This window comes from Saccharothrix luteola (genome assembly GCF_020859565.1).
Classification (GTDB): domain Bacteria; phylum Actinomycetota; class Actinomycetes; order Mycobacteriales; family Pseudonocardiaceae; genus Actinosynnema; species Actinosynnema luteola.
In genome coordinates, this window is the sequence record NZ_JAJHUO010000052.1 from 1 (window position 1) to 23,081 (window position 23,081).

Annotated in this window: 27 protein-coding genes; 12 read left to right on the forward strand and 15 right to left on the reverse strand. The window is 71.9% G+C overall.

The annotated features are described in order from the left end of the window. Positions 1-123: 123 nt before the first annotated feature. The 4 genes from LNK82_RS44830 to LNK82_RS44845 are packed head-to-tail and all read right to left on the reverse strand — an operon-like array spanning position 124 to position 3,397. Positions 124-456, reverse strand: a complete 333-nt coding sequence (locus LNK82_RS44830) for a cytidine deaminase-like protein (protein ID WP_230572909.1) — start codon at positions 454-456, stop codon at positions 124-126. Then, complete coding sequence (locus tag LNK82_RS44835) at positions 449-1,747, reverse strand: hemolysin family protein (protein WP_230572910.1); 1,299 nt, start codon at positions 1,745-1,747, stop codon at positions 449-451. The genes LNK82_RS44830 and LNK82_RS44835 overlap by 8 nt, the downstream gene beginning before the upstream one ends. Before the next feature lie 13 nt (positions 1,748-1,760). Next, positions 1,761-2,315, reverse strand: a complete 555-nt coding sequence (gene ybeY, locus LNK82_RS44840) for an rRNA maturation RNase YbeY (RefSeq protein WP_123743568.1) — start codon at positions 2,313-2,315, stop codon at positions 1,761-1,763. Positions 2,316-2,320: 5 nt separating this feature from the next. Next, positions 2,321-3,397, reverse strand: a complete 1,077-nt coding sequence (locus tag LNK82_RS44845) for a PhoH family protein (RefSeq protein WP_230572911.1) — start codon at positions 3,395-3,397, stop codon at positions 2,321-2,323. Between the two features lie 137 nt (positions 3,398-3,534). Here LNK82_RS44845 and LNK82_RS44850 point away from each other — a divergent pair, with 137 nt between their 5' ends. After that, positions 3,535-4,323: a GNAT family N-acetyltransferase gene (locus tag LNK82_RS44850; protein ID WP_230572912.1), complete on the forward strand. Its 789-nt coding sequence runs from the start codon at positions 3,535-3,537 to the stop codon at positions 4,321-4,323. Between the two features lie 11 nt (positions 4,324-4,334). Here the strand turns inward: LNK82_RS44850 and LNK82_RS44855 are convergent, their stop codons facing one another. The 5 genes from LNK82_RS44855 to hrcA all read right to left on the reverse strand — a co-directional run bounded on the left by LNK82_RS44855 (position 4,335) and on the right by hrcA (position 8,709). Next, the gene (locus LNK82_RS44855; protein WP_230572913.1) at positions 4,335-4,676 is read right to left on the reverse strand and encodes a histidine triad nucleotide-binding protein; all 342 of its coding nucleotides are present in this window, start codon (positions 4,674-4,676) and stop codon (positions 4,335-4,337) included. Positions 4,677-4,849: 173 nt separating this feature from the next. Further along, positions 4,850-5,410 (reverse strand): alpha/beta hydrolase family protein, encoded by a 561-nt coding sequence (locus tag LNK82_RS44860; protein ID WP_230572914.1) that lies wholly within the window; start codon positions 5,408-5,410, stop codon positions 4,850-4,852. Positions 5,411-5,728: 318 nt separating this feature from the next. Continuing rightward, positions 5,729-6,463 carry a 16S rRNA (uracil(1498)-N(3))-methyltransferase gene (locus LNK82_RS44865; protein ID WP_230572915.1) on the reverse strand — a complete coding sequence of 245 codons (735 nt, stop codon included), beginning with the start codon at positions 6,461-6,463 and terminating at the stop codon, positions 5,729-5,731. Next, a complete protein-coding gene (gene dnaJ, locus LNK82_RS44870; RefSeq protein WP_230572916.1) occupies positions 6,460-7,605 on the reverse strand; it encodes a molecular chaperone DnaJ in 1,146 nt (381 codons plus the stop codon). Before dnaJ ends, LNK82_RS44865 begins: the two co-directional genes overlap by 4 nt. A gap of 81 nt (positions 7,606-7,686) precedes the next feature. Further along, positions 7,687-8,709 carry a heat-inducible transcriptional repressor HrcA gene (gene hrcA / locus LNK82_RS44875; protein WP_230572917.1) on the reverse strand — a complete coding sequence of 341 codons (1,023 nt, stop codon included), beginning with the start codon at positions 8,707-8,709 and terminating at the stop codon, positions 7,687-7,689. Positions 8,710-8,832: 123 nt separating this feature from the next. Between hrcA and LNK82_RS48110 the strand changes: the two genes are divergently transcribed. Continuing rightward, entirely contained in the window at positions 8,833-9,609 is a 777-nt protein-coding gene (locus tag LNK82_RS48110; protein WP_230572918.1) for a GNAT family N-acetyltransferase, read from the forward strand. Between the two features lie 31 nt (positions 9,610-9,640). Here LNK82_RS48110 and hemW read toward each other — a convergent pair whose 3' ends face one another. Then, the gene (gene hemW / locus LNK82_RS44885) at positions 9,641-10,855 is read right to left on the reverse strand and encodes a radical SAM family heme chaperone HemW (RefSeq protein WP_230572919.1); all 1,215 of its coding nucleotides are present in this window, start codon (positions 10,853-10,855) and stop codon (positions 9,641-9,643) included. Positions 10,856-11,146: 291 nt separating this feature from the next. Here hemW and LNK82_RS44890 point away from each other — a divergent pair, with 291 nt between their 5' ends. From LNK82_RS44890 to LNK82_RS44930, 9 genes are all read left to right on the forward strand, one after another. Then, complete coding sequence (locus LNK82_RS44890; protein ID WP_230572920.1) at positions 11,147-12,829, forward strand: nitrite/sulfite reductase; 1,683 nt, start codon at positions 11,147-11,149, stop codon at positions 12,827-12,829. A gap of 64 nt (positions 12,830-12,893) precedes the next feature. Continuing rightward, entirely contained in the window at positions 12,894-13,055 is a 162-nt protein-coding gene (locus LNK82_RS44895) for a hypothetical protein (RefSeq protein WP_033437321.1), read from the forward strand. Then, positions 13,052-13,753 (forward strand): phosphoadenylyl-sulfate reductase, encoded by a 702-nt coding sequence (locus LNK82_RS44900; RefSeq protein WP_230572921.1) that lies wholly within the window; start codon positions 13,052-13,054, stop codon positions 13,751-13,753. Before LNK82_RS44895 ends, LNK82_RS44900 begins: the two co-directional genes overlap by 4 nt. After that, positions 13,750-14,655, forward strand: a complete 906-nt coding sequence (gene cysD, locus LNK82_RS44905; protein ID WP_230572922.1) for a sulfate adenylyltransferase subunit CysD — start codon at positions 13,750-13,752, stop codon at positions 14,653-14,655. Before LNK82_RS44900 ends, cysD begins: the two co-directional genes overlap by 4 nt. Beyond that, positions 14,656-15,999, forward strand: coding sequence for a sulfate adenylyltransferase subunit 1 (locus LNK82_RS44910; RefSeq protein ID WP_230572923.1), 1,344 nt, complete (start codon positions 14,656-14,658; stop codon positions 15,997-15,999). A 14-nt stretch (positions 16,000-16,013) separates the two neighbouring features. After that, complete coding sequence (locus tag LNK82_RS44915; RefSeq protein WP_230572924.1) at positions 16,014-17,072, forward strand: ABC transporter substrate-binding protein; 1,059 nt, start codon at positions 16,014-16,016, stop codon at positions 17,070-17,072. Positions 17,073-17,093: 21 nt separating this feature from the next. After that, on the forward strand, positions 17,094-17,882 hold the full coding sequence (locus LNK82_RS44920) for an ABC transporter ATP-binding protein (protein ID WP_230572925.1): 789 nt from the start codon (positions 17,094-17,096) through the stop codon (positions 17,880-17,882). Then, on the forward strand, positions 17,869-18,741 hold the full coding sequence (locus LNK82_RS44925; RefSeq protein WP_230572926.1) for an ABC transporter permease: 873 nt from the start codon (positions 17,869-17,871) through the stop codon (positions 18,739-18,741). Before LNK82_RS44920 ends, LNK82_RS44925 begins: the two co-directional genes overlap by 14 nt. Continuing rightward, positions 18,738-19,469 (forward strand): sirohydrochlorin chelatase, encoded by a 732-nt coding sequence (locus LNK82_RS44930; protein ID WP_230572927.1) that lies wholly within the window; start codon positions 18,738-18,740, stop codon positions 19,467-19,469. The genes LNK82_RS44925 and LNK82_RS44930 overlap by 4 nt, the downstream gene beginning before the upstream one ends. 105 nt (positions 19,470-19,574) lie before the next feature. Here the strand turns inward: LNK82_RS44930 and LNK82_RS44935 are convergent, their stop codons facing one another. Genes LNK82_RS44935 through LNK82_RS44945 form a run of 3 tightly spaced genes read right to left on the reverse strand, consistent with a single transcriptional unit; the run spans position 19,575 to position 21,542 of the window. Next, a complete protein-coding gene (locus LNK82_RS44935) occupies positions 19,575-20,396 on the reverse strand; it encodes an alpha/beta fold hydrolase (protein WP_230572928.1) in 822 nt (273 codons plus the stop codon). A gap of 52 nt (positions 20,397-20,448) precedes the next feature. After that, positions 20,449-20,922 carry a MarR family winged helix-turn-helix transcriptional regulator gene (locus tag LNK82_RS44940; RefSeq protein ID WP_230572929.1) on the reverse strand — a complete coding sequence of 158 codons (474 nt, stop codon included), beginning with the start codon at positions 20,920-20,922 and terminating at the stop codon, positions 20,449-20,451. Continuing rightward, complete coding sequence (locus tag LNK82_RS44945; RefSeq protein WP_230572930.1) at positions 20,919-21,542, reverse strand: DJ-1/PfpI family protein; 624 nt, start codon at positions 21,540-21,542, stop codon at positions 20,919-20,921. Before LNK82_RS44945 ends, LNK82_RS44940 begins: the two co-directional genes overlap by 4 nt. Before the next feature lie 61 nt (positions 21,543-21,603). Between LNK82_RS44945 and LNK82_RS44950 the strand changes: the two genes are divergently transcribed. Beyond that, complete coding sequence (locus tag LNK82_RS44950) at positions 21,604-22,380, forward strand: enoyl-CoA hydratase-related protein (RefSeq protein WP_230572931.1); 777 nt, start codon at positions 21,604-21,606, stop codon at positions 22,378-22,380. Here the strand turns inward: LNK82_RS44950 and LNK82_RS44955 are convergent. Beyond that, positions 22,377-22,646 (reverse strand): barstar family protein, encoded by a 270-nt coding sequence (locus tag LNK82_RS44955; RefSeq protein WP_230572932.1) that lies wholly within the window; start codon positions 22,644-22,646, stop codon positions 22,377-22,379. The genes LNK82_RS44950 and LNK82_RS44955 overlap by 4 nt on opposite strands. Next, positions 22,643-23,074, reverse strand: a complete 432-nt coding sequence (locus tag LNK82_RS44960) for a guanyl-specific ribonuclease (protein ID WP_230572933.1) — start codon at positions 23,072-23,074, stop codon at positions 22,643-22,645. The genes LNK82_RS44955 and LNK82_RS44960 overlap by 4 nt, the downstream gene beginning before the upstream one ends. Between the last annotated feature and the right edge of the window lie 7 nt (positions 23,075-23,081).

Genomic DNA, 23,081 nt, shown 5'->3' on the forward strand with positions numbered 1-23,081 from the left:
CCGCCGCGTGACCGCGAAGTCGCCATCGCTCGAGCGCGGAACCCCCGGCGGCGGAGCCGGCTCAGGCGATCCGCCCACCGGGCATCCGCGTCGACCCTCTCGGCAGGCGTGCTGCTCCAGCCCTTACACGGTCTCCTGGACGGCGCCGGACGCGTCGGCCCGCAGCACCGGCGCGCCGGCGGTCAGGTCACGCACGGCCGCGACGGAGTCGGCGTCGACGTCCGCCGAGGCGGTGACGACGGCTGCCGCCTCCAAGCCCTCGGCGCCGCTCGACACCGCCGCCGCGACGGCCGCCTGGAGGGCGGTGAGCTTGAGCGACGGCAACGCGACCGTGGTGGCCGCGTAGGTCCGGCCGTCCGTGTCGCGCACCGCCGCGCCCTCCGCCGCACCCGTGCGGGCCCGCGCCGAGCGCGCCAGCGTGACGATCTTCTGGTCCTCGGGGTCGAGGTCACTCACCGGTGGTCCCCTCGCTGTCGTCGCCGTTGTGCACCGGGCGGACCAGCACCGTCGTGATGCGCATCCGCCCGCGTTCGTCCTTGCCGCCCTCGGCCCGCATCCGCAGGCCCGCGATCTCCGCTTCCGTGCCGGGCAACGGCACGCGGCCCAGGCGCTGAGCCAGCAGGCCGCCGACCGTCTCGACCTCGTGGTCGTCCAGCTCCGTGCCGAACAACGCGTCCAGGTCGTCCACCGGCAACCGCGCGCTGACCCGCACCGAACCGTCGGTCAGGTGCTCCACCGGCGGCCGGTCGTCGGTGTCGGACTCGTCGGTGATCTCGCCGACGATCTCCTCCAGGATGTCCTCGATGGTGAGCAGGCCGGCCGTGCCGCCGTACTCGTCCACCACGACCGCCAGGTGGTTGCGCGACAGCTGCATCTCCCGCAGCAGGTCCGCGATCGGCTTCGAGTCCGGGATGAACGACGCCGGCTTCATCACGTCCGCCACCGCCGTGCCGTTCGGCTCCTCGGCCAACGTCAGCCGCACGAGGTCCTTGAGGTTCACCACGCCGACGATGTCGTCCACGCTCTCCCCGATCACCGGCACCCGCGTGTACCCGGTGCGCAGCGACAGGGCCAGCGCCTGGCGGATCGACTTGGCCTGCTCGATCCACACGATCTCGGTGCGCGGCACCATCACCTCGCGCGCGATCGTGTCGCCGAGCTCGAAGACCGAGTGGATCATCTCCCGCTCGCCCTCGTCCACGACGCCGCGCTCCTGCGCCATGTCCACCAGCTCGCGCAGCTCGACCTCGGAGGAGAACGGGCCCTCGCGGAAACCCTTGCCCGGCGTGATCGCGTTGCCGACCAGGATCAGCAGCTTGCTCAACGGCCCCAGCACGCGGCCGAGCACCCGGATCGGGCCCGCCGCGAGCAGGCTCACCGCGTACGGGTGCTGCCTGCCGAGCGTCCGCGGACCCACGCCGACCAGCACGTACGACACCACGAGCATGCTCAGCCCGGCGACCAGCATGGCCACCCAGTCGGTGGCGATGAGGCCTAGGCACACCACGGTCACCAGCACCGTCGCCGCCAGCTCGCAGCCCAGGCGCAGCAACAGCAGCAGGTTCACGTGCCGCGGCCGGTCGGCCAGCAGCTGGATCAAGTGCCCCGCGCCCGCCCGGCCCTGCCGCTGCAACGCCTCGACGCGTGCCCGCGACACCGTGCCCAGTGCCGCGTCGACGCCCGCGAACGCGCCCGCCGACAACACCAACACCACGGCCAGCACCAGCAAGCCGGCGGGACTGCCCATCACCTCGGCCGCCTCAGGCTGTCGGCTCGGGCCGGTCCGCGTCCTCCAGGCCGACCGCCCCGAGGAGCTTCGAGTCGGCCTCGCGCTGCGCCGACTTGCGCTCCGCCTCGGCCGCCGCCGTGCGGAAGTCGCCCAGGATGCGGTTCTGCAACGTGAACATCTCCCGCTCCTCGGCCGGTTCCGCGTGGTCGTAGCCGAGCAGGTGCAGCACACCGTGCACGGTCAGCAGGTGCAGCTCGTCCAGCAGGCTGTGGCCCGCCTTCTTGGCCTGGTCCTTGGCGAAGTCCGGGCACAGCACGATGTCGCCGAGCAGCGCAGGCCCCAGGCCCGCCGCGTCCGGCCGGCGGGCCGAGTCCAGCTCGTCCATCGGGAACGCCATCACGTCCGTCGGCCCGGGCAGGTCCATCCAGCGCTGGTGCAGGTCCGCCATCACGTCCAGCTCGACCAGCAGGACGGACAGCTCGGCCAACGGGCTGACGCCCATCCGGTCCAGGGCGAACCGGGCGGCGGCGACGATGGACGGCTCGTCCACGTTCACGCCCGACTCGTTCGCGATCTCGATGCTCACGGCGCCTATCGTCCCCGGCGTTGCCCGCGCGACCGCGCACCGGGTCCGGCGTGGTGCTGGTGCCGGTCCGCCGCGTCGCCTTCGTCCTGCTCGACCTGCCACTTCTCGTAGGCGTCCACGATGTCCGCGACCAGCCGGTGGCGCACCACGTCGTTGCTGGTCAGGATGGAGAAGTGGACGTCGTCCACGCCTTCGAGGATGTCCTTGACGACCTTCAGGCCGCTGCGCTGACCGCCGGGCAGGTCGATCTGCGTGATGTCACCGGTCACCACGATCTTCGAACCGAAGCCCAATCGGGTGAGGAACATCTTCATCTGCTCGGGCGTGGTGTTCTGCGCCTCGTCCAGGATGATGAACGCGTCATTGAGGGTTCTACCGCGCATGTAGGCCAACGGGGCGACCTCGATCGTGCCCGCCTGGGTGAGGCGGGGGATCGACTCGGGGTCGACCATGTCGTGCAGCGCGTCGTAGAGGGGGCGCAGGTACGGGTCGATCTTCTCGTACAGCGTGCCGGGCAGGTAGCCCAGGCGCTCGCCCGCCTCGACCGCCGGGCGGGTCAGGATGATCCGGTTGACCTGCTTGGCCTGCAACGCCTGCACGGCCTTCGCCATGGCCAGGTAGGTCTTGCCCGTGCCGGCGGGACCGATGCCGAACACCACGGTGTTCTGGTCGATCGCGTCCACGTAGTGCTTCTGGTTCAGCGTCTTGGGCCGGATGGTGCGGCCGCGCCGGGAGATGATGTCGAGGCTCAGCACCTCGGCCGGCGACTCGGCGGTGCCTGCGGACAGCATCGCGACCGTGCGCCGGACCGTGTCCTGACCGATCTGCTGACCGCGGCTGGCGAGCGTGACCAGCTCGGCGAACACGCGTTCGGCGAACGCCACGTCGGCGGGCTGGCCGGAGAGCGTGATCTCGTTGCCGCGCACGTGCACGTCGGCGACCAGCAGTTCCTCGGCGAGCCGGAGGTTCTCGTCACGCGACCCGAGCAGGGCGAGCACCGCGCCGTCGGGCACGGCGAACTTGGACTGGGCGTCGGCCGCGGTCGGGGCTGCCTGCGGCGTGTTGTCGTCGGTACCGGCCACGTGGCCTCGGGCCCTCTTCCTGCGCGTTCGCGCCCTGCTCGAATGAACTCGACCTACCGCTCCCGATGCTAGCCGCCACCACCGACACTCCGCACCGGAGTAAGAAACGGGTTGGACACGGCGGGTGTACTCGGGACGTGACGAGGTTGCGCGTGCTCACCCCGGACGACCTGCCCGCCTGCGTTCGCCTCGCGTCGGACCGGGGGTGGCCGGAGGAGCCGGAGAAGTGGGCGTTCCTGCTGCGGGTCGGCACCGGGTTCGGGCTGTTCGACGGTGATGAGCTGGTCGGCACCGCCATCGTCACCCGATTCGGTGACGAGCACGCGGCGGTCAGCATGGTGCTGGTGGCGTCGAGCCACGGCGGTCGCGGGCTCGGGCGGAGGGTGGTGGAGCACGCGCTGGAGTTCGCGGGCACGCCGGTGGTGTCGTTGCACGCGACTTCCTACGGCAAGCCGCTGTACGAGAAGTTGGGCTTCCGGTCGGTGGGCGTGGTGACGGCGCACGTCGGCGCGTTCGGCGGCACGGCCGCGGGCACGTCGCGGCCGGCGGAGGAGGCGGACCGGGCGGAGCTGGTGGCGGTCGACGCCGAGGTGTTCGGCGCCGACCGGTCGGCGATGTGGGACGAGCTGTTCAGGTTCGCGTCGCAGGTCAGGGTGGCCGATGACGGGTTCGTGGCGGCGTGGCGCAACGGGCCGTTGACGATGGTGGGTCCGGTCGTGGCGCCGTCGGCGGTGCGTGCGGCGGAGTTGGTCGCGGACGTGGCGGCGGGTGCGACGGCGCGGGTGGACGTGCGGGACCCGGCGTTGGGCGCGTGGCTGGAGGCGCACGGGGTGCTGCCGCGGTTCACGGCGGACCTGATGGTGCGCGGTGCGTTCAGCGGTGACCGTGCGCGCCTCTACGCGCCGGTGATGCAGGCCCTGGGTTGAGGCTCCCGGGCTCAGGCGAGCGGGCCGAGCCGCCGTCCGCCGAGGACGTGCAGGTGGGCGTGGAAGACGGTCTGACCGGCGTCCGCGCCGGTGTTGAACAGCAGCCGGTAGCCGCTGTCGGCGACGCCCTCGGCCTTCGCCACCTCGCCGGCGGCCAGGAACAGGTCGTCCAGCACGGTGGGCGCGGCGGCGGCCAGGGCCACGGCGTCCGCGGCGTGCACCTTCGGCACCAGCACGACGTGCGTCGGCGCCTGGGGCGCGATGTCGCGGAACGCCAGCGTGGTGTCGGTCTCGTGCACCACGGTCGCCGGGATCTCACGGGCGACGATGCGGCAGAACAAGCAGTCGGACATGGCTCCGCAGGCTACCGACCCGGGCCGGTCACGCGTCCTGAGCGTTGAACTCGGGGTACCTGAACGTAGGACACGCGCGTTCTGAACGTAGGACACGCGCGGCGCGGACGTAGGACTCTCGCGCGTGTCGAACGCTCAAGGCCCGCGTGTCGAACGTCCAGGTACCCCGAGTTCTACGTTCGGGCCAGGCGGAGGGCGGCGGTGCGGCAGGCGGTCCAGGCCGGGGTGCCGGGTGTGATCAGGGACATGTGGTCGGTGGCGGGCAGGCCGACCAGCTCGGCGCCGGAGGCGCGGGCGAACGCCACGCTCTGGGCGAACGGCACGTCCTCGTCGTCCTCGCCGTGGACCAGGACCAGGGGTTTGCCGATGGGCAGCTGCGCGGCGGGTGAGGCGTCGGCGTAGAGGTCGGGGACCTCGGCCGGGGTGCCGCCCAGCAGTTCGGCGGCACGCCGGGTGATCTCCGGGTGCTGGAGGAAGTCGAGCACGCCCGCCTGCGCGACGGCGCCGACCACGCGGGGGTGGCGGGCGGCGGCCCACACGGCCAGGTGCCCGCCGGCGGAGTGACCCAGCGTGACCACCGGGCCGAGCGCCGGGTCGAGGGCGTCGATCGCGGCGAGCACGTCGTCGCCCGTGGCCGGCCAACCGCCGCCCCCGGTTACCCGCCGGTACTCCACGTTGTACGCGGCCACGCCGTGAATGACCAGGTCAGCGGCCAGCGGTCGGCCGAGTTCCAATCCGTAACGCTGATGCCAAAAACCACCATGGATTACCACGATCACCGGAAACGATTCACCGGACGGCGCGGAAAACTCGCCGAACTGGCTCGGGTGCGGCCCGTACACGATGCGCAATCGAAACCCCTTGGACACAAAAAAGAGGCCGCGTCGCGGTGGGACCTGGGGGTCGTCCCACCGCGACGCGGCGGCGCCGGACCGAGGGGGGAGGTGTCCGGCGAGTCTGGTCGAGGGGTCGACCCTGGTTAGCCCAATGGAACCCCTCTGCCATGAGGGTAACCCCTATGTCAGGCGTTCGCCAGAAGGGGGCAACACCAATTACCGCCAGCGATCGGTCAACACACCCAGCGCACCCAAAGCGACCGCAGCCGCCGTCGACGCTCGCAGAACGGTAGGTCCCAGTCGCACTACGTGCGCGCCCGCACCGGTCAACGTGGACAATTCCTCGTCGGTGATGCCGCCTTCCGGTCCGACGACCAGCAGCACATCACCCGACGCGGGCAGCTGAACCGATCCGATGCCGACCGAAGCGGATTCGTGCAAAACCAGAGTGACCGCCGACGAGGACGCCAACCGCGCCAACCCGGCGGTGGAAACGGGTTCCGCGACCGACGGCACGCGCGCCCGGCGCGCCTGCTTGGCCGCCTCACGCGCGGTGCTGCGCCAGCGTTCGAGGGCCTTCACGCCGCGTGGCCCGTCCTCCCACTTGGTCACGCAGCGCGAGGCACGCCACGGCACGACGCCGTCCACACCGGCCTCGGTGGCCAGCTCCACGGCCAGTTCCCCCCGGTCGCCCTTCACCAGCGCCTGCGCCACGACCACCCGCACGGACGGCTCCGGCACGGTCCACCGTTCGACGACGCGCAGCCGCAGGGAGTCCTTGAACGCCTCCGCCACCACGCACCGCACCTGCGCGCCCGTGCCGTCGGAGAGCACCAGCTCCTCCCCCGCGCGCAACCGGCGCACGGTGGCCGCGTGCCGCCCCTCGGGGCCGTCCAGGACGGCCTCGTCACCGGGAGGCAGCGCGGCGACCAGGAAGACCGGCAGCGTCACCGGTGGTTGCGGCCGGACCGCAGCCGCGAGAAGAGCCCGCCGCCGCCCTTGCCGTTGTGCGCCAGCGTCGGCTCGTCCTCGCCACGCGACACGGCGAGCTCGCGCAGCAGTTCGGCCTGCCGGGCGTCCAGCTTGGTCGGCGTGACGACTTCGAGGTGCACGTGCAGGTCGCCGCGGCCGTCGATGCGACCGCTGGACCGCAGCCGGGGCATGCCGCGGCCGGTGAGCACCAGCTCGGTGTTCGGCTGGGTGCCGGGCTCGATCTCCAGCTCCTCCTCGCCGTCCAGCGTCTGCAACGGCAGCACGGCGCCGAGGGCCGCGGTCGTCATCGGGATGCGGACGGAGCAGTGCAGGTTGGCGCCGTCACGCTCGAAGACCTCGTGCGGCACCTCCTCGACCTCGACGTACAGGTCACCGGCCGGTCCGCCGCCGGGGCCGACCTCGCCCTGGCCCGCGAGCCGCACCCGCATGCCCTCGGCCACGCCGGCCGGGATCTGCACCGAGATGGTGCGCCGCGAGCGCACCCGGCCCTCGCCCGCGCACTGCTGGCACGGGTCGGGGATGACCTCGCCGAGGCCGCGGCACACCGGGCACGGCCGCGCCGTGACGACCTGGCCGAGGAACGAGCGCTGCACCGACTGCACCTCGCCCCGCCCGCCGCACGTGTCGCAGCGCACCGGGGACGAGCCGTCCGCGCAGCCGCTGCCGACGCACCGGTCGCACAGGATCGCCGTGTCGACGGTCAGCTCGCGCGAAGCGCCCGCCGCGCACTCCTCCAGCGTCATCGACAGCCGGATCAGCGCGTCGGAGCCGGGCTGCACGCGGCTGCGCGGACCACGTCCGCCACCGCCGCCCGCACCGAAGAACGCGTCCATGATGTCGCCGAGACCGAATCCCGCGAACGGGTCGCGCATGCCGCCACCGCCGCCCGACTCCAACGGGTCGCCGCCGAGGTCGACGACCTGCCGCTTCTTCGGGTCCGACAGGACCTCGTAGGCGGCGGTCACCTCCTTGAAGCGCGCTTCCTCGTTGGGGTTGACGTCGGGGTGCAGCTGCCGCGCGAGCTTGCGGTAGGCGCGCTTGATCTCGTCGGGAGTCGCGTTCTTGGAGACCCCGAGCGTGCCGTAGTAGTCCCTCGCCACCGTGTTTCCTCCTGCGAACGCGCTTCGACACGCGTCCGCTCGCTTGCGGAACGTCCTTCGGGACCGCGGTGTTCCCCGCCGTCACCGTCCGGTCAAGATCTCCCCCACGTAGTTGGCGACCGCTCGCACCGCCGCCATCGTGCCGGGGTAGTCCATGCGGGTGGGCCCCACCACCCCCATGCCGCCGAGCAGGTTGTCCCGGCTGCCGTAGCCGATGGACACGACCGAGGTGCTGCGCATCTCGGCCGCTTCGTTCTCCTCGCCGATGTGCACCAGGATGCGGCCCGGGTCGCGGGCCGCGGCGAGCAGCTTGAGCACCACGACCTGCTCCTCCAGCGCCTCGAGCACCTGGCGCAGCGAACCGGGGAAGTCTGCCACGTTGCGGGTGAGGTTCGCCGTGCCACCCAGGACCAGGCGTTCCTCGGGGTGCTCCACCAGCGATTCGATGAGCACCGTGCTCACCCGCAGCACGATGTCGCGCAGGTCGCCCGGCACCTCGTCGGGCAGCTTCGCGACCTCGGCGGAGGCGTCGGACAGGCGCTTGCCGACCATGGCGCCGTTGAGCATGGACCGGATGCGCGCCACGTTGTCCTCGGTGATCACGTCGCCGAGGTCGACCGAGCGCTGGTCGACGCGGCCGGTGTCGGTGATCAGCACCAGCATCAGGCGCGCCGGTGTGATGGCGAGCACCTCGATGTGCCGGACGGTGGAGCGGCTCAGCGTCGGGTACTGGATGACGGCGACCTGGCGGGTCAGCTGGGCCAGCAGCCGGACGCTGCGGCGCAGCACGTCGTCCAGGTCGTAGGCGCCTTCGAGGAAGTTCTGGATGGCCCGGCGCTCGGGCGTGGACAGCGGCTTGACCTCGCTGAGCCGGTCCACGAACAGGCGGTAGCCCTTGTCGGTCGGCACCCGGCCGGCGCTGGTGTGCGGCTGGGTGATGTACCCGTCCTCTTCCAGCGTCGCCATGTCGTTGCGCACGGTCGCGCTCGAAACGCCCAGGTTGTGCCGTTCGACCAGGGCTTTCGAGCCGACGGGCTCCTGGTTGGAGACGTAGTCGGCGACGATCGCGCGCAACACTTCGAACCGGCGCTCATCGGCGTTCACGCACGTCACCTCCAGGGACGGACAGGGTCCTTCACCTCGAGTTTACGGAGGTTCGCGCCCGGATCGGAAAACCCGCTCGCCGGACTTCGGCGCGGTCGGCGGTCGAGGTCGGTAGCTTCGGGTGTGCTCACCCGCATCCAGGCCGCCCTGCGCGACGTGATCAGGGCCGATGCCGAGCGCGTCGGGCCGTTCCTCGTCCGCTTCGACGCGCACGGCGACCACCTGTCCATGAACTACGCCGTGCCCGACGAGGGCGCGGCGCCTACGCGGGGTGAGGTGGACGCCCTGGTGGCGGCGTTCCGGTCCCGGTCGCGCACGCCGAGGCTGGAGTACCTGCGGCCGTGGCCGGCGGTGGACGCGGCGCTGGAGGCGGCCGGGTTCGCCGTCGACCGGCTGCTGCCGGTGATGGCGATCGACGAGCTGGTCGTGCCACCGCGGCCCGCCGGGCTGACGGTCGAGGCGGTGACCTCGGACGACGACCTGCACGCGGTGTCGGTGGTGCAGCACACGGCGTTCGGCGTCGACGGGGTGGTCGGTGCGGAGGACGTGGCGCGGCAGCGGTCGTTGCTGCGCGACGACGGGGTGATCGTGCTGGCCCGGCTGGACGGCGAGCCGGTGGGCGCGGGCGCGCACACCGCGCCGCGGCACGGTCTCTCGCAGGTGGCGGGGATCGCGGTGCCGGTGGCGTTCCGGGGTCGTGGCATCGCGTCGGCGGTCTGCGCCGACCTCACCGCGCTGGTGTTCGGCTCGGGCTGCACGCCGTTCCTCGAGACCGAGCCGGACGGGAAGGTCACGCGCCTGTACGGGCCGTTGGGCTACCGGACGATCGGCCACTCGACGTCGGTCACGCTCGAGCAACGGCTTCGCGCGGGTCCCCGCCAGGGGAAACCCTTGCAGTGATTCTACCGACGGGGTCCGACAGTCGTACTGATCACGTGAGCCGGCGGACCACGGCGTCGGCGAGCAGTCGGCCCCGGTCGGTGAGCACGCAGCGGCCGCGGGCGAGGGCGGTGTCGTCGAGCAGGCCGTCGGCGGCGGCGGCCTTGGCCTCGGCCTGGCCCTCCAGGTCGAGGACGTCCAGCGGCAGGCCGGTGGCCAGGCGCAGTTCCAACAGCACGCGTTCCACCCGGCGGTCGTCGTCGGCGAGGACCTCGCGGCCGGCGGCGGGTGACGCGCCGGCGGCCAGCAGTTCGGCGTACTTCGCCGGGTGCTTGACGTTCCACCAGCGCACGCCGCCCACGTGGCTGTGCGCGCCGGGGCCCGCGCCCCACCAGTCGGCGCCCTGCCAGTACAGCAGGTTGTGCCGGCACGCGGCGTCCGCCGACGCGGCCCAGTTGGACACCTCGTACCAGGTCAAACCCTGCGCGGTCATGGCCGCGTCGATCAGCTCGTACTTGTCCGCGAGCACGTCGTCGTCGGGCATCGGCAGCTCGCCGCGGCGCACCCGGCGGGCCAGCGCGGTGCCCTCCTCGACGATCAGCGCGTACGCCGACACGTGGTCCACGCCCGCGCTCCGGACGGCGTCGAGCGACGACCGGAGGTCGTCCACGGTCTCGCCCGGCGTGCCGTAGATGAGGTCGAGGTTCACGTGCTCGAACCCAGCCGCGCGCGCCTCCCGAGCGGCGGCCACCGGGCGGCCCGGCGTGTGCACGCGGTCGAGCACGGCCAGCACGTGCCGGGCGGCCGACTGCATCCCGAGCGAGACGCGGGTGTAACCAGCATCACGGATGGCGGAGAAGAACCCAGGCGACGTGGACTCCGGGTTGGACTCCGTGGTGACCTCCGCGCCCGGCGCGAGGCCGAACGACGACCGCACCGCGTCGAGCACCTGGCCCAACCCCTCGGCGCCGAGCAGCGACGGCGTGCCACCGCCGACGAACACCGTGTCGACCGCCGGCGGGACACCCAGCACGGACGCCGCGAGGTCCAACTCGCGCCGCAGCCCTTCCAGCCAGGACGCCGGTGACGCGGAAGTGCCCAGCTCACCGGCGGTGTAGGTGTTGAAGTCGCAGTAGCCGCACCGGGTCGCGCAGAACGGGACGTGCACGTAGACCCCGAACGGGCGGTCACCCAGACCAGTGAGCGCGGAGGTGGGCAGTGAGCCGTCGGGCGGCGCGGGGTCACCGATCGGCAGAGCGGAGGGCATGGCTCCCATTGTCCCATCTACCAGCAGCGCAACCCGTCCCACGATGCGGATGGCGGTGGACCACGAGATGGACGCATGGCACGCTGAGGCACATGACATCGACCGGAGTCCGCCTGGTGGTCCGCCGCCACGTCGACTTCCGTCGTGTCTCCAGCGCGATGTGCCGTCGTTCGGCATAACCCGCGCCTGCCTTTTTGTTCCCGTCGGCGCCGGGTGCGCTGACGAGACCCCCACCACAGCTCCACCGGGACTCGCACGCGCACCAGCGCCCCGAATCCCCGGAGGACGAGGATGGTCCCCCCGACGACGACGCCTCAGCGCACCAAGCAGCGCCGAGGTGAGGGGCAGTGGGCGCTGGGCTACCGCGAGCCGCTGAACCCGAACGAGCGGAGCAAGAAGGACGACAACCCGCTCAACGTCCGGTCGCGGATCGAGAACATCTACGCCCACGGTGGCTTCGACTCGATCGACCCGGCCGACCTGCGCGGCCGTTTCCGCTGGTACGGGCTCTACACCCAGCGCAAGCCCGGCATCGACGGCGGTCGCACCGCGACGTTGGAGCCGGAGGAGCTGGACGACGAGTACTTCATGCTCCGCGTCCGCATCGACGGCGGCCGGCTCACCACGCAGCAGCTGGCGCTGATCGGCGAGCTGTCCCAGACCTACGCGCGGGACACGGCCGACATCACCGACCGGCAGAACGTGCAGTACCACTGGATCCGCATCGAGGACGTCCCGACCATCTGGCAGAAGCTGGAGGACGCGGGCCTGACCACGATGGAGGCCTGCGGCGACAGCCCGCGCGTGGTGCTCGGCTCGCCGGTGGCGGGCATCGCCGAGGACGAGGTGGTCGACGGCACGCCCGCGATCGACGAGATCCTGCGCCGCTACATCGGCGACCCGCGCTTCTCGAACCTGCCCCGCAAGTTCAAGACGGCGATCTCGGGCCTGCCGGACGTGGCGCACGAGATCCACGACGTGGCGTTCGTCGGCGTGGACCACCCCGAGCACGGCCCCGGCTTCGACCTGTGGGTCGGCGGCGGCCTGTCCACCAACCCGATGATCGGCAAGCGCCTGGGCGCGTGGGTGCCGGTCGACGAGGTGCCGGACGTGTGGGAGGGCGTGATCAGCGTCTTCCGCGACTACGGCTACCGCAGGCTGCGGCACCGCGCGCGGATCAAGTTCCTGGTCGCGGACTGGGGCCCGGAGAAGTTCCGCGAGATCCTGGAGAACGAGTACCTCAAGCGCAAGCTGGTCGACGGCCCCGCGCCGCACAACCCGACCAACCCCCGCGACCACATCGGCGTGCACAAGCAGAAGGACGGCCTGTTCTACATCGGCGCGGCACCGATCGCGGGCCGGGTGTCCGGTTCCACGCTGGTCGAGATCGCCAAGGTGGTCGAGCGCGCCGGTTCGAACCGGGTGCGGCTGACGCCCCAGCAGAAGCTCGTGGTGCTGGACGTGCCCGAGGCCGAGGTCAAGAACCTCCAGGCCGACCTGGCGAAGCTGGGGTTGCAGACCGAGCCGTCGCCGTGGCGGCGGGGCGTGATGGCCTGCACCGGCATCGAGTTCTGCAAGCTCGCGATCGTCGAGACCAAGGCGCGCGCGGTGGAGCTGGTGTCCGCGCTGGAGTCCCGGCTGGCCGACGTGGTGGCGGGCATCACGGAGCCGATCTCCGTGCACATCAACGGCTGCCCCAACTCGTGCGCCCGCATCCAGACCGCGGACATCGGGCTCAAGGGCATGATCGTCACCGACGCCGACGGCAAGCAGGTCGAGGGCTTCCAGGTGCACCTGGGCGGCGGGCTCGGACTGGACGCCGGTTTCGGCCGCAAGCTGCGCGGCCACAAGGTCACCGCCGCCGAGCTGTCGGACTACGTCGAGCGCGTGGTGCGCAACTTCGTGGCCAAGCGGGAGCCGGACGAGCGGTTCCCGCAGTGGGTCGCCCGAGCGGACGAGGGTGATCTCAAGTGAGCGCGGTCGCGTCGGTCCTTCGCGACTTCCAGGCGACCGCGCCGCCGTCTCCGGAGAAGCGGCCATGAGCACCGAGCGCGCTACGCCCTTCTACTGCCCGTACTGCGGCGACGAGGACCTCCGTCCGCAGGAGGAGCCCGGCTACTCGTGGCTGTGCGCCTCCTGTCGCCGCGTGTTCACCGTCAAGTTCGTTGGTCTCAACCTTCCTCAGGAGGTGCAGCGATGACCGCCCCCACCAGGGTCGAGGAACTGAAGGTGATCGCGGAGGCCGCTTCGGCAGAGCTGGCTGACGCCAGTGCCGAAGAGGCGCTCGCGTGGACCGCCCGCACGTTCGGCGAGAGCTGGATCGTCGCGTCGAACATGCAGGACGCCGTCCTGATCGACCTGGCGACCAAGGTCAAGCCGGACGTGGACGTGCTGTTCCTGGAGACCGGCTACCACTTCGCCGAGACCATCGGCACGCGGGACGCCGTCGACCTGGTCTACCCCGGCGTGCACATCGTCAACGCCGCGGCCGAGCAGTCGGTGGCCGACCAGGAGGCCCAGTTCGGCCTGCTGAACAAGACCGACCCGAACCGGTGCTGCGAGCTGCGCAAGGTCATCCCGTTGCGGCGCACGCTGAAGGACTACGACGCGTGGGTCACCGGCGTGCGCCGCGTCGACGCGCCGACCCGGGCGAACACGCCGATCGTGACGTGGGACGAGCGCAACGGGCTGGTGAAGGTCAACCCGATCGCGCCCTGGTCCGACGAGCAGTTCAACGCCTACATCGCCGAGCACGGGATCCTCGAGAACCCGCTGGTGCAGGCGGGTTACCCCTCCATCGGCTGCGCGCCGTGCACCGCGAAGCCGCTGCCGGGCGCCGACGCCCGCAGCGGTCGCTGGGCGGGCCAGGCCAAGACCGAATGCGGGTTGCACGGATGACCACCGCGACAGCTCTCGACACGTTGGGCCGCCTGGAGTCCGAGGCGATCCACATCTTCCGCGAGGTGGCGGGCGAGTTCGACCGGCCGGTGATCCTGTTCTCCGGCGGCAAGGACTCCACCCTGCTGCTGCACCTCGCGGTCAAGGCGTTCTGGCCCGCGCCGGTGCCGTTCCCGCTGCTGCACGTGGACACCGGGCACAACTTCGACGAGGTCATCGAGTTCCGCGACAAGGTGGTGGCCCAGCACGGGCTGCGGCTGGAAGTCGCCAAGGTGCAGGACTACATCGACGACGGCCGGCTGGCCGAGCGCCCCGACGGCACGCGCAACCCGTTGCAGACCGTGCCGCTGCTGGACGCGATCACCGGCCACAAGTTCGACGCGGTGTTCGGCGGCGGTCGCCGGGACGAGGAGCGGGCCCGCGCCAAGGAGCGGATCTTCAGCCTGCGCAACGCCTTCGGCCAGTGGGAGCCGCGCCGGCAGCGCCCGGAGCTGTGGAACCTCTACAACGGCCGCCACCGCCCGGGCGAGCACGTCCGGGTGTTCCCGCTGTCCAACTGGACCGAGCTGGACGTGTGGCACTACATCGCCCGCGAGGGCATCGAGCTGCCGTCGATCTACTACGCGCACCGGCGCGAGGTGTACCTGCGCGACGGGATGTGGCTGGCGGAAGGCCCGTGGGGCGGTCCGCGCGAGGGCGAGCAGGTGCTCGAGAAGACCGTCCGCTACCGGACCGTCGGCGACGGGTCGTGCACCGGCGCGGTCGAGTCCGACGCCGCCGACATCGAAGCCGTCATCGCCGAGGTGGCGGCCAGCAGGCTCACCGAGCGCGGCGCGACCCGCGCGGACGACCGGCTGTCCGAGGCCGCCATGGAAGACCGCAAGCGGGAGGGCTACTTCTAGATGAGCGACCTGTTGAGGTTGGCGACGGCGGGCAGCGTGGACGACGGCAAGTCCACGCTGGTCGGCAGGTTGCTGTACGACACCAAGTCGGTGCTGGCCGACACGCTCGACGCGGTGCACCGCGCCAGCGCCGACCGCGGCCTGACCACGCCGGACCTGTCGCTGCTGGTGGACGGCCTGCGCTCGGAGCGCGAGCAGGGCATCACCATCGACGTGGCCTACCGCTACTTCGCCACGCCGAAGCGCTCGTTCGTGCTGGCCGACACCCCCGGCCACGTGCAGTACACCCGCAACACCGTGACCGGCGCGTCCACCGCGCAGCTCGGCGTGCTGCTGGTCGACGCGCGCAAGGGCGTCATCGAGCAGACCCGGCGGCACGCGGCCGTGCTGGCGCTGCTGGGCGTGCCGCGCCTGGTGCTGGCGGTCAACAAGATCGACCTGGTGGACTTCGACGAGGTCACGTTCTCCCGCATCGCCAAGGAGTTCACCGCGCACGCCACGGCCCTCGGGTACGCCGAGGACGCCGTGGTGGAGATCCCGGTGTCCGCGCTGGCGGGCGACAACGTGGTGGAGCGCTCGACGCGGACGCCCTGGTACGACGGCCCGACGCTGCTGGAGCACCTGGAGTCCGTGCCGGTCGACGCCGACGCGCACGACGCGCCGTTCCGCTTCCCGGTGCAGTACGTGATCCGCCCGCGCACCGCCGAGCACCCGGACTACCGCGGTTACGCGGGCCAGGTCGCGGCGGGCACGGTGCGGGTCGGCGACGAGATCGCCGTGCTGCCCGCCGGGCTGCGGTCCACGGTGACCGGCATCGACACCGCGGACGGCCCGTTGCAGGAAGCCGCCGCGGGCCACTCGGTGACCCTGCTGCTGGCGCACGACCTCGACATCTCGCGCGGCGACCTGATCGCCACCGCCGGGCAGCCGCCGAAGGTGACCGACGAGTTCGACGCCACGGTGTGCTGGCTGTCGGAGAAGGCGTTGACGCCGGGCGCGCGCGTGCTGGTCAAGCACGGCACGCGGACCGTGCAGGCGATCGTCACCGAGCTGCGCACCCGGTTCGACGAGCAGAAGCTCGCCAGCACCGACGCGCCGGGGTCCCTGTCGCTCAACGAGATCGGCCAGGTCTCGCTGCGCACCGCCGAGCCGATCCCGGTGGACGACTACACGAAGGACCGCCGCACGGGGGCGTTCCTGGTCATCGACGCCGCCGACGGCAGCACGCTGGCCGCCGGGCTCGTGGGCGCCCCGCTGCCGGAGGTGGACGGCGTGGACAGCTGTACCGAGGGCGGCGACGCCGCCCAGCCCGACAGCCACGCCCTCGTGTCCCCCGGCCCCTGAAAGGTCCCGCGATCGTGAGCACCAAGCGCCGCTTCCTGACCACCTCGCTGGCAGTACTGACCGCACTCACGGCACTCGCCGGGTGCTCCCGGATCGACCGCGGCGCCGACGCCGCCCCCACCCAGGACAAGGGGGCGGCGGCGGAGATCCGCCTCGGCTACTTCCCCAACGTCACCCACGCCGCCGCGCTGATCGGCGTGGACAAGGGCTTCTTCGCCAAGGAGCTCGGCTCGACCAAGCTCACCACCCAGACGTTCAACGCGGGCCCCGACGCGGTGAACGCGCTGCTGGGCAGCTCGCTGGACGTGTCGTTCATCGGGTCCGGCCCGGCCATCAACGCCTACGCGAAGTCGGGCGGCGAAGCGGTCCGGCTGGTCGCCGGCGCCACGTCGGGCGGCGCGCAGCTCGTGGTCAAGCCCGAGATCACCTCGCCCGCCGACCTGAACGGCAAGGTCCTCACCACCCCGCAGCTCGGCAACACGCAGGACGTCGCGCTGAAGAAGTGGCTGGCCGACGAGAAGCTCGACGTGCAGGTGACCAACGTCGAGAACTCGCAGTCGCTCGACCTGTTCAAGCGCGGCGACATCCAGGGCGCGTGGGCGCCGGAGCCGTGGTCGTCACGGCTCGTGCTGGACGCCGGCGCGAAGGTGCTGCTCGACGAGAAGGACCTGTGGGAGGGCGGCAAGTTCCCGACCACGGTGATCCTCGTGCGGGCGAAGTTCCTCCAAGAGCACCCGCAGACCGTCGAGGCGCTGCTGCGCGGCCACCTCGCGGCCACCGACTTCGCGCTGGACAACAAGGTCGAGGCCAAGCAGGTCGTCAACAACGCGTTGAAGCAGCTCACCGGCAAGGCGCTGGGCGAACCGGTGCTGGACCGGGCGTTCGACAACATCGAGCTGACGCTGGACCCGCAGGCCAAGTCCTTCCCGCGGTTGGCGCAGGACGCGGTGACCGCGGGCGTGGCGAAGGAGGCCGCGAACGTGGCCGGCCTCGCCGATTTCACGCTGCTGAACAAGGTGCTCTCGGCGGCGGGCAAGCCGACCGTGGACACCGCCGGGCTGGACAAGAAGTAACTCGAGGAAGGCAGGCACACCATGACCGCCACGCTTGAGACCCCAGCGGCCGTGTCCGACGTGGACGCCGCGGTGACCTTGTCCGGGGTGCGGAAGGTCTTCGGCCACGGTTCGGCCGGCGTCGTCGCGCTCGACGGCGTCGACCTGTCGGTAGCCCCGGGCGAGTTCGTGTGCCTGCTCGGCGCGTCCGGCTGCGGCAAGTCGACCTTGCTGAACGTGGTCGCCGGGCTGGACGCGCCCACCTCGGGCACCATCGAGCTGAACACCTCGCGGCCCGCCGTGATGTTCCAGGAAGCCGCGCTCATGCCGTGGCTGACCGCGGCGCGCAACGTCGAGCTGCCGTTGCGGCTGGCGGGGCTCAAGCGCGGCCCGCGGCGGGAGAAGGCCAGCGAGCTGCTGTCGCTGGTGCGGCTGGTCGGCGCGGGCCACAAGCGCCCGCACGAGCTGTCCGGCGGCATGCGGCAGCGCGTGGCGCTGGCGCGCGCCCTGGCCTCCACGCTGGGCAGCGCCGAGGACGGCACGCCCGGGCTGCTGCTCATGGACGAGCCGTTCGCCGCGCTGGACGCCATCACCCGCGACGTGCTCCAGGCGGAGCTGGTGCGGGTGTGGCGGGAGACGTCGACGGCGATCCTGTTCGTCACGCACGACGTGCGCGAGGCCGTGCGGCTGGGTCAGCGGGTCGTGCTGCTGTCCTCCCGTCCCGGCCGGGTGGTGCGCGAGTGGTCCACCGCGGACTGCGACGAGCCCGCCGTCATCGAGGACATCACGACCCACCTGCGAGAGGTGATCAGCGGTCATGCCGCAGCTTGACACGGACCTCTCGGCGGTCGGCGCGGGGCTGGACGCGCTCGACGCGCCGTCGGAGGAGCGGCGGCCGTCGTGGCGCAAGCGGTTCGTCCGCACCGCCGTGCCGCCGCTGATCGCGTTCGCCCTGCTGCTCGGCGTGTGGCAGGCGTTGTGGGCGCTGGCGTTCTGGCCGGAGTACCAGCTACCGGCGCCCGGCACGGTGTGGGCGGCGGTCCTCGAGGCGGTCGAGACCGGCCGGGCGTTCGAGGTGCTGTGGACGTCGGTCAGCCGCGCCGTGCTCGGCTTCCTCACCGCCGTGGTGATCGCCACGCCGCTGGGGCTGCTGATCGCCAAGGTGCGCGTGGTGCGGGCGGCCATCGGGTCGTTGCTGACCGGCCTGCAGTCGCTGCCGTCGGTGGCGTGGGTGCCGGCGGGCATCCTGTGGTTCGGCGCGACGCCCGCGACCATCTACTTCGTCGTGCTGATGGGCTCGGTGCCGTCGATCGCCAACGGCCTGGTGTCGGGCGTCGACCAGATCCCGCCGCTGCTGCCGCGCGTCGGCCAGGCGTTGGGCGCCGGTCGGATGGCGGCGGCTCGGCACATCCTGCTGCCCGCCGCGCTGCCGGGCTACCTGGCCGGGTTGAAGCAGGGGTGGGCGTTCTCGTGGCGGTCGCTGATGGCGGCGGAGATCATCGCCACGTCGCCGCAGCTCGGTGAGGGGCTGGGGCAGTACCTGCACAACGGGTCGGCGTTGAACGACATCTCGATGGTGATCGCGGCGATCTTCCTGATCCTGCTGGTCGGCGTGGGGATCGAGCTGCTGGTGTTCCGGCCGCTGGAGCGGGCGGTGCTGCGGGCGCGCGGATTGACGGGCGCGCTGTGACGGCGTTGGTGGCCGTGGCGCACGGCAGCCGCGATCCGCGCTCGGCGGCCGTGGTGCACGAGTTGTTGGACGTGGTGCGGGCGTTGGCGCCGTCGCTGGACGTGCGCGGGTCGTTCTTGGACCTCTCCGTGCCGTTGCTGGGCGACGTGCTGCGCGGGGCGTACGCGGACGGCCACCGTTCGGCCGTGGTGGTGCCGTTGCTGCTGGGCAAGGCTTTCCACGCGCGGGTGGACGTGCCGGGCGCGGTGGCGGACGCCCGGCTGCCCGGCTTGGACGTGACGATCTCCGACGTGCTCGGCCCGGATCCCCGCCTGGAGTCCGCCGCCCTGCGTCGCCTGGCCTCGGTCGGCGTCCGCTCCCGCGACCGCACGCTCGGCGTCGTCCTGGCGGGCGCGGGCTCGTCCCACGCACCGGCGAACGCCCTGGTGTCCTCCATCGCCGCCCGCTGGGCCGCAGGCGCCGGCTGGGCGGGCGTGGAAGCCGCCTTCGCCTCCGCCGCCACCCCTGACGTGCCCACGGCGGTGGCCCGCCTGCGCGCCCGAGGCGCCCGCCGCATCGCCGTGGCGTCGTGGTTCCTGGCACCGGGCTTCCTCCCGGACCGCGTGACCCGGCTGGCCGGCGAGGGCGCGATCATCGCCCCACCGCTGGGCCCTGACCCGGAAGTGGCCGAGCTGATCCTCCACCGCTACCGCTCGGCCCTGACCGCCGACCTGGCCCGCACCGCCTGACCCCGCGAGAGTCCTACGTCCAGCACGCGTGTGTCCTACGTTCGCGTCGCGCGTGTCCTACGTTCGGAACACCCGAGTTCAACGCTCAGAACGTCCCGACCGCCCTCAGGACGACACCCGGGTGAGCCAGGAACGCAACTCCGACGCCACCGCCACCGGTGCGTCGAGCTGGATCAGGTGACCCGCCCCGGCGACCTGGGTGAGCGCCGCGCCGGGGATGGCGGCGGCCAGCCGTTCGCCGGTCGCCAACGGGATCCAGGTGTCCTCGACGCCCCACAGGACGGTCACCGGGAGGTCGACGCGGTCCAGCAGCGCCTCGTTCTCCACTAGGTAGCGCTCGTCGTACGCGGCGATCTGGCGGTAGAACGCCGGTTGGCCCTCCTCGCCCAGCCAGGGCGCCACGAGTTCCGCGAGGTCGTCCTCGCGCAGCTCGCGGTGGCTCGCGTTGCCGATGTAAGCCCTGACCAGCGCTTCGTGGATGTACGGCGGCACGCGGGCGAGCACGTCCGGGTGCTCTTGGACGAGTCGGAAGAACGGCGAGCCGGACGGCGGGATCGCCACGACGTCGGCCAGCAGGAGCGACGCGAACGGCACACCGTGCACCAGATTGGCGCGCAGCGAGACCGCGCCGCCGTAGTCGTGCGCGACGACGTGCGGCCGGTCCAGCCCCCAGTGCGCGAGCAGCGCCGTGAACGCCTCCGCCTGGACGCCGAAGTCGACGGGGTGCCCGGCGTGCTTCGACGAACGGCCGTAGCCGGGCATGTCCCACAGGTGCACGGTGAAGTCGCCGCTCAACGCCTCGGCGAACGGCCGCCACAGCCACGACGACCACGGCGTCCCGTGGCAGAACACCACCGCGGGCCCCCTGCCCGCACGACCCCAGGCGATGCGCCGCCCTTCCCACTCGAACGTCTCGCCGAGATCCATGACTTCACGGTAGGGCGTCGCACCGGCGCGGGCAGGGCGGCGGGACGTCCGGTCAGGCGTCGCCTGTGGACCACTCGTCCGCGTCCAAGGCCTCGACCAGTCGTTCCATCACCTTGAGCGTGGTGCGCAGGTCGTCCAGGTCCACCTGGGCCGAGATGCGGTTGGTGAACGCGTGCTGGGCCCGCGCCAGGCCGGAGACGGCCGCGTAGCCCGCCGCCGTGGGGCGGAACAGCTTGGCCCGCTTGTGCGCCGGGTTGGGCAGGTACTCGGCCAAACCCCTCTCCACCAGCACGTCGGCGATGCGCTGCACACTCTGCCTGGTCAAGCTCATCTCCCGCGCGATCCCCGACACCGGCAACGGCTCGCGGAGGACCGCGCCGAGAACCTGCCACCACGCGGCGGTCAGACCGACCGGCTTCGTCATCAGCTCCGCCGCCTCCAGGAAGCCGCCGTAGAGGCGGAACGTGCGCATGATGACCTCGGTCAGCACATCCCCCGCCTCCGTGCGGGGCTCGACGCCGCTCACGACACCGCGGCGACGAGCTTGCCGAACCACGCCGGGTCGCCCGTCCGGTACAGGCCGTACCACGCCTCCAGCACGGCCGGCTCGTACAGGTCCAGCTCCACGAAGATCTCCCGCGCGAACTCCAACGCCGACGCCGCGCCGGCCGTGATCACGCCGTCCGCCCGCACCGCGCGTTCCGGGCTGAACAACGACGCGCCGGTGTACCCCGGCACGGCCGCCAGCTGCTCGACCGCGTTGCCGCCGTGCGCACGGGTGTTCAGCAGGCCCTCGGCGGCCAGGCCGATCGTCGCGCCGCAGATCGCCGCCACCGGCACGCCCGCGTCCAGCCACCGCCGCGCCGCCGCCCCGAACACCGCGTTGTCGCCGCTCTCCCACGTGTCCGCGCCGGGCAGGATCAGCATCGCGCTGTCCGCCGGGTCGACGTCGGCCAACGCCAGGTCCGGCGTGATCCGCAGGCCGCCGATGGACGTCACGGGGTCGAGCGTCGCACCGACGGTCCGCACCCGGTACCGACCGGGCACCTTCTGGAACTGCGGCGTGTTGATCTGCGCCGTCGCGTACCCGAACTCCCAGTCGGCCAGGGTGTCGTAGAGGGCGAGGTGAACCGTCTTCGTCGTCATGACAGTATCCTGTCATTTTGACAGCACGCTGTCAAGAAGTCCGGATCGTAGAGTGCCACCCATGGCAGACGAGCTGGTCCACTACGAGGTGCGGCGCGGCATCGCGACGATCACGCTGGACTCACCCCACAACCGCAACGCCCTGTCCGCGCAGCTGCGCGCCGAGCTGACCGGGCACCTCAAGACCGCCACGGCCGACGACGCCGTGCGCGTGATCGTGCTGAGCCACACCGGACCGGTGTTCTGCTCCGGCATGGACCTCAAGGAGGCGGGCGGCGCGAGCGCCGACCAGCAGGGGGTCAACGAGTTCCCGGCGATCCTCGACCAGCTCTGGACCAGCCCGAAGCCCGTGGTCGCACGGCTGGCGGGCCCGGCGCGCGCGGGCGGCGTCGGCCTGGTCGCGGCGTGCGACATCGCGGTCGCGGTGGACACGGCCACGTTCGCGTTCAGCGAGGTCCGCATCGGCCTGGTGCCCGCCGTCATCTCGGTGACCGTGCTGCCCCGCCTGCTGCCACGTGCCGCGCACGAGCTGTTCCTGACCGGCGAGGCATTCGCCGCGCCGAAGGCCGTCGCCATCGGCCTGATCAACTCGGCCGTGCCCGCCGACGGCCTCGACGCCGAGGTCACCCGCTACACCGACATGCTCGCGCTGGGCGCGCCGAACGCCCTCGCCGCCACCAAGCGGATGCTCCAGGAACCGCGGTCCACCGACCTGGGCGAGGTGTTCGCCGACATGCTCGCCCTGTCCGCACGGCACTTCGGCGGCCCCGAGGGCCAGGAGGGCATCGCCGCGTTCGTGGGCAAGCGCAAGCCGTCGTGGGTGCCTGCGGAGGACTAGTCCGGGTAGACCACGGTCAGCACGCGGTCGCCCAGTTCGGCGGTTCGGGCGACCGCGTCCGCCAGCACGGCCTCCACCTCGGCGTTGCCGCCCTCCCACTCCAGCACGTGCTCGCCCTCGGGCAGCCACGACAGGTCGGTCAGGCAGTCGTACAGCGCGTCCAGGTTGTGCCCGAACCAGTCGGGGAAGCTCAACGCCTCCGCGATGGCCCCGATGGCGTCCTTCTTCGTGCGCGCGCCCCGGCGCACCACGTGCCGGTAGGTCATTTGCTCACGTCCACGACGACGAACGACTCGTAGTGGTCGGCCGTGTAGTAGACCTCGGCGGACGACCCGGTCACGAGCCGCCGCGCGCCGCGGTCGTCGCTGCCCGGCGTGGGCACGGTGTACTCCCGGTAGTAGTCGGAGGGCTTGGCGGGCAACAGCTTCTCGCGGTTCTGGAACGTCACGCCGTCGTTGCGCGGGTACGGGAACGGCCCGCCCTTCCCGATCAGCTCCCACGTGGCCTTCACCTGCGCGGGCAGGCCCGACAGCGGCTCGACCGGCAGCCCCGAGCCCGCGCCCGGCACCGAAGCGGAGGCCGAAGGCGGCGCGGGGTCCGACGACGTGCCGGTGAGGTCCTTGGCGAAGTAGCCGACCACGACCAGCGCGATCAGGCCGAGCAGTGCGACGGAGAGGCGCCGGGCGGGAGTCACGGTCGCA